Raw genomic sequence first — 4,439 nt, 5'->3', positions numbered from 1 at the left:
CTCGCAGAGCACACGTATTAACGACTTATTAAAAATAAGTCTAGTGTGTTAGACTTAAACTATTAAATACACATGAAACCTTTGTGCTTAGGAGTGATTTTTATATGTCTTATTCCATTGTTAGAGTTTCAAAAGTTAAATCTGGAACAAATACAACGGGCATACAAAAACATGTTCAAAGAGAAAATAATAATTATGAAAATGAAGATATAGACCATAGTAAAACTTACTTAAATTATGATTTGGTAAATGCTAATAAACAGAATTTTAATAACTTGATTGATGAAAAAATCGAACAGAATTATACAGGCAAAAGAAAAATTAGAACAGACGCGATTAAACACATTGATGGTTTAATTACATCAGACAATGATTTCTTTGATAATCAAACGCCAGAAGATACAAAGCAGTTTTTTGAATATGCTAAAGAGTTTTTAGAACAAGAATACGGTAAAGATAATTTATTATATGCAACAGTTCACATGGACGAAAAAACACCACATATGCATTATGGCGTTGTTCCAATAACTGATGATGGTCGTTTAAGTGCTAAAGAAGTTGTAGGTAATAAAAAAGCTTTAACAGCGTTTCAAGATAGATTTAATGAGCATGTTAAACAACGAGGATATGATTTAGAACGTGGGCAATCAAGACAAGTAACAAATGCTAAACATGAGCAAATAAGTCAGTATAAACAAAAAACAGAATATCATAAGCAAGAATATGAACGTGAGAGCCAAAAAACAGACCATATAAAGCAAAAGAACGATAAATTAATGCAAGAGTACCAAAAATCGTTAAATACGCTTAAAAAGCCTATAAATGTTCCGTATGAGCAAGAAACTGAAAAAGTAGGTGGTTTATTTAGCAAAGAAATACAAGAAACTGGAAATGTTGTAATAAGCCAAAAAGATTTCAATGAATTTCAGAAACAGATAAAAGCTGCTCAAGATATTTCGGAAGATTACGAGTATATAAAGTCTGGTAGAGCCTTAGATGATAAAGATAAGGAAATACGAGAGAAAGATGATTTATTAAATAAAGCAGTTGAGCGTATTGAAAACGCAGACGATAATTTTAACCAACTTTACGAAAATGCAAAGCCACTTAAAGAGAATATAGAAATAGCGTTAAAGCTTTTAAAAATCTTACTAAAAGAGTTAGAACGAGTTTTAGGAAGAAATACCTTTGCGGAAAGAGTTAATAAGTTAACAGAAGATGAACCAAAACTAAATGGTTTAGCAGGAAACTTAGATAAAAAAATGAATCCAGAATTATATTCAGAACAGGAACAGCAACAAGAACAACAAAAGAATCAAAAACGAGATAGAGGTATGCACTTATAGAACATGCATTTATGCCGAGAAAACTTATTGGTTGGAATGGGCTATGTGTTAGCTAACTTGTTAGCGAGTTGGTTGGACTTGAATTGGGATTAATCCCAAGAAAGTACCAACTCAACAACACATAAAGCCCTGTAGGTTCCGACCAATAAGGAAATTGGAATAAAGCAATAAAAGGAGTTGAAGAAATGAAATTCAGAGAAGCCTTTGAGAATTTTATAACAAGTAAGTATGTACTTGGTGTTTTAGTAGTTTTAACTGTTTACCAGATAATACAAATGCTTAAATAAAAAAAGACTTGATCTGATTAGACCAAGTCTTTTGATAGTGTTATATTAATAACAAAATAAAAAGGAGTCGCTCACGCCCTGACCAAAGTTTGTGAACGACATCATTCAAAGAAAAAAACACTGAGTTGTTTTTATAATCTTGTATATTTAGATATTAAACGATATTTAAATATACATCAAGATATATATTTGGGTGAGCGATTCCTTAAACGAAATTGAGATTAAGGAGTCGATTTTTTATGTATAAAAACAATCATGCAAATCATTCAAATCATTTGGAAAATCACGATTTAGACAATTTTTCTAAAACCGGCTACTCTAATAGCCGGTTGGACGCACATACTGTGTGCATATCTGATCCAAAATTAAGTTTTGATGCAATGACGATCGTTGGAAATCTCAACCGAGACAACGCTCAAGCCCTTTCTAAATTTATGAGTGTAGAGCCCCAAATAAGACTTTGGGATATTCTTCAAACAAAGTTTAAAGCTAAAGCACTTCAAGAAAAAGTTTATATTGAATATGACAAAGTGAAAGCAGATAGTTGGGATAGACGTAATATGCGTATTGAATTTAATCCAAACAAACTTACACGAGATGAAATGATTTGGTTAAAACAAAATATAATAAGCTACATGGAAGATGACGGTTTTACAAGATTAGATTTAGCCTTTGATTTTGAAGATGATTTGAGTGACTACTATGCAATGTCTGATAAAGCAGTTAAGAAAACTATTTTTTATGGTCGTAATGGTAAGCCAGAAACAAAATATTTTGGCGTGAGAGATAGTAATAGATTTATTAGAATTTATAATAAAAAGCAAGAACGTAAAGATAATGCAGATGCTGAAGTTATGTCTGAACATTTATGGCGTGTAGAAATCGAACTTAAAAGAGATATGGTGGATTACTGGAATGATTGCTTTAGTGATTTACATATCTTGCAACCAGATTGGAAAACTATCCAACGCACTGCGGATAGAGCAATAGTTTTTATGTTATTGAGTGATGAAGAAGAATGGGGAAAGCTTCACAGAAATTCTAGAACAAAATATAAGAATTTGATAAAAGAAATTTCGCCAGTCGATTTAACGGACTTAATGAAATCGACTTTAAAAGCGAACGAAAAACAATTGCAAAAACAAATCGATTTTTGGCAACATGAATTTAAATTTTGGAAATAGTGTACATATTAATATTACTGAACAAAAATGATATATTTAAACTATTCTAATTTAGGAGGATTTTTTTATGAAGTGTCTATTTAAAAATTTGGGGAATTTATATGAGGTGAAAGAATAATTTACCCCTATAAACTTTAGTCACCTCAAGTAAAGAGGTAAAATTGTTTAGTTTATATAAAAAATTTAAAGGTTTGTTTTATAGCGTTTTATTTTGGCTTTGTATTCTTTCATTTTTTAGTGTATTAAATGAAATGGTTTTAAATGTTTCTTTACCTGATATTGCAAATCATTTTAATACTACTCCTGGAATTACAAACTGGGTAAACACTGCATATATGTTAACTTTTTCGATAGGAACAGCAGTATATGGAAAATTATCTGATTATATAAATATAAAAAAATTGTTAATTATTGGTATTAGTTTGAGCTGTCTTGGTTCATTGATTGCTTTTATTGGTCACAATCACTTTTTTATTTTGATTTTTGGTAGGTTAGTACAAGGAGTAGGATCTGCTGCATTCCCTTCACTGATTATGGTGGTTGTAGCTAGAAATATTACAAGAAAAAAACAAGGCAAAGCCTTTGGTTTTATAGGATCAATTGTAGCTTTAGGTGAAGGGTTAGGTCCTTCAATAGGGGGAATAATAGCACATTATATTCATTGGTCTTACCTACTTATACTTCCTATGATTACAATAGTAACTATACCTTTTCTTATTAAAGTAATGGTACCTGGTAAATCAACAAAAAATACATTAGATATCGTAGGTATTGTTTTAATGTCTATAAGTATTATATGTTTTATGTTATTTACGACAAATTATAATTGGACTTTTTTAATACTCTTCACAATCTTTTTTGTGATTTTTATTAAACATATTTCAAGAGTTTCTAACCCTTTTATTAATCCTAAACTAGGGAAAAACATTCCGTTTATGCTTGGTTTGTTTTCTGGTGGGCTAATATTTTCTATAGTAGCTGGTTTTATATCAATGGTGCCTTATATGATGAAAACTATTTATCATGTAAATGTAGCGACAATAGGTAATAGTGTTATTTTTCCTGGAACCATGAGTGTTATTGTTTTTGGTTATTTTGGTGGTTTTTTAGTGGATAGAAAAGGATCATTATTTGTTTTTATTTTAGGATCATTGTCTATCTCTATAAGTTTTTTAACTATTGCATTTTTTGTTGAGTTTAGTATGTGGTTGACTACTTTTATGTTTATATTTGTTATGGGCGGATTATCTTTTACTAAAACAGTTATATCAAAAATAGTATCAAGTAGTCTTTCTGAAGAAGAAGTTGCTTCTGGAATGAGTTTGCTAAATTTCACAAGTTTTTTATCAGAGGGAACAGGTATAGCAATTGTAGGAGGTTTATTGTCACTACAATTGATTAATCGTAAACTAGTTCTGGAATTTATAAATTATTCTTCTGGAGTGTATAGTAATATTCTTGTAGCCATGGCTATCCTTATTATTTTATGTTGTCTTTTGACGATTATTGTATTTAAACGTTCTGAAAAGCAGTTTGAATAGTTATATTATATTTTGGTTTAGAACTATGAGTGGCTAGCATTTTGCCACTCATTTTTTGCGTTAGCAAAAACAGGTTTAAGC

3 protein-coding genes are annotated in these 4,439 nt (G+C 30.1%); all 3 read left to right on the top strand.

What is annotated here, in order from left to right:
• The first annotated feature begins 104 nt into the window (after nucleotides 1-104).
• The 3 genes from mobV (at nucleotide 105) to tet(K) (ending at nucleotide 4,358) form a co-directional block, all read left to right on the top strand.
• Nucleotides 105-1,346, top strand: coding sequence for a MobV family relaxase (gene mobV / locus LG295_RS13990; protein ID WP_000122374.1), 1,242 nt, complete (start codon nucleotides 105-107; stop codon nucleotides 1,344-1,346).
• Between the two features lie 526 nt (nucleotides 1,347-1,872).
• Nucleotides 1,873-2,817, top strand: coding sequence for a replication initiation factor domain-containing protein (locus tag LG295_RS13985; RefSeq protein WP_000277654.1), 945 nt, complete (start codon nucleotides 1,873-1,875; stop codon nucleotides 2,815-2,817).
• 161 nt (nucleotides 2,818-2,978) lie between these two features.
• Nucleotides 2,979-4,358, top strand: coding sequence for a tetracycline efflux MFS transporter Tet(K) (gene tet(K), locus LG295_RS13980; RefSeq protein ID WP_000492283.1), 1,380 nt, complete (start codon nucleotides 2,979-2,981; stop codon nucleotides 4,356-4,358).
• Nucleotides 4,359-4,439 lie beyond the last annotated feature (81 nt).

It is taken from the genome of Staphylococcus pseudoxylosus (assembly GCF_044794325.1).
GTDB classification, from domain to species: domain Bacteria; phylum Bacillota; class Bacilli; order Staphylococcales; family Staphylococcaceae; genus Staphylococcus; species Staphylococcus pseudoxylosus.
The sequence above is the reverse complement of the archived record's forward strand: the minus strand, read 5'-3'. Positions and strand labels throughout refer to the sequence as shown.

What these genes read in the sequence shown, in the direction of transcription:
- mobV (WP_000122374.1), top strand. Translation starts at nt 105, where the DNA reads ATGTCTTATTCCATTGTTAGAGTTTCAAAAGTTAAATCTGGAACAAAT.
- LG295_RS13985 (WP_000277654.1), top strand. Translation starts at nt 1,873, where the DNA reads ATGTATAAAAACAATCATGCAAATCATTCAAATCATTTGGAAAATCAC.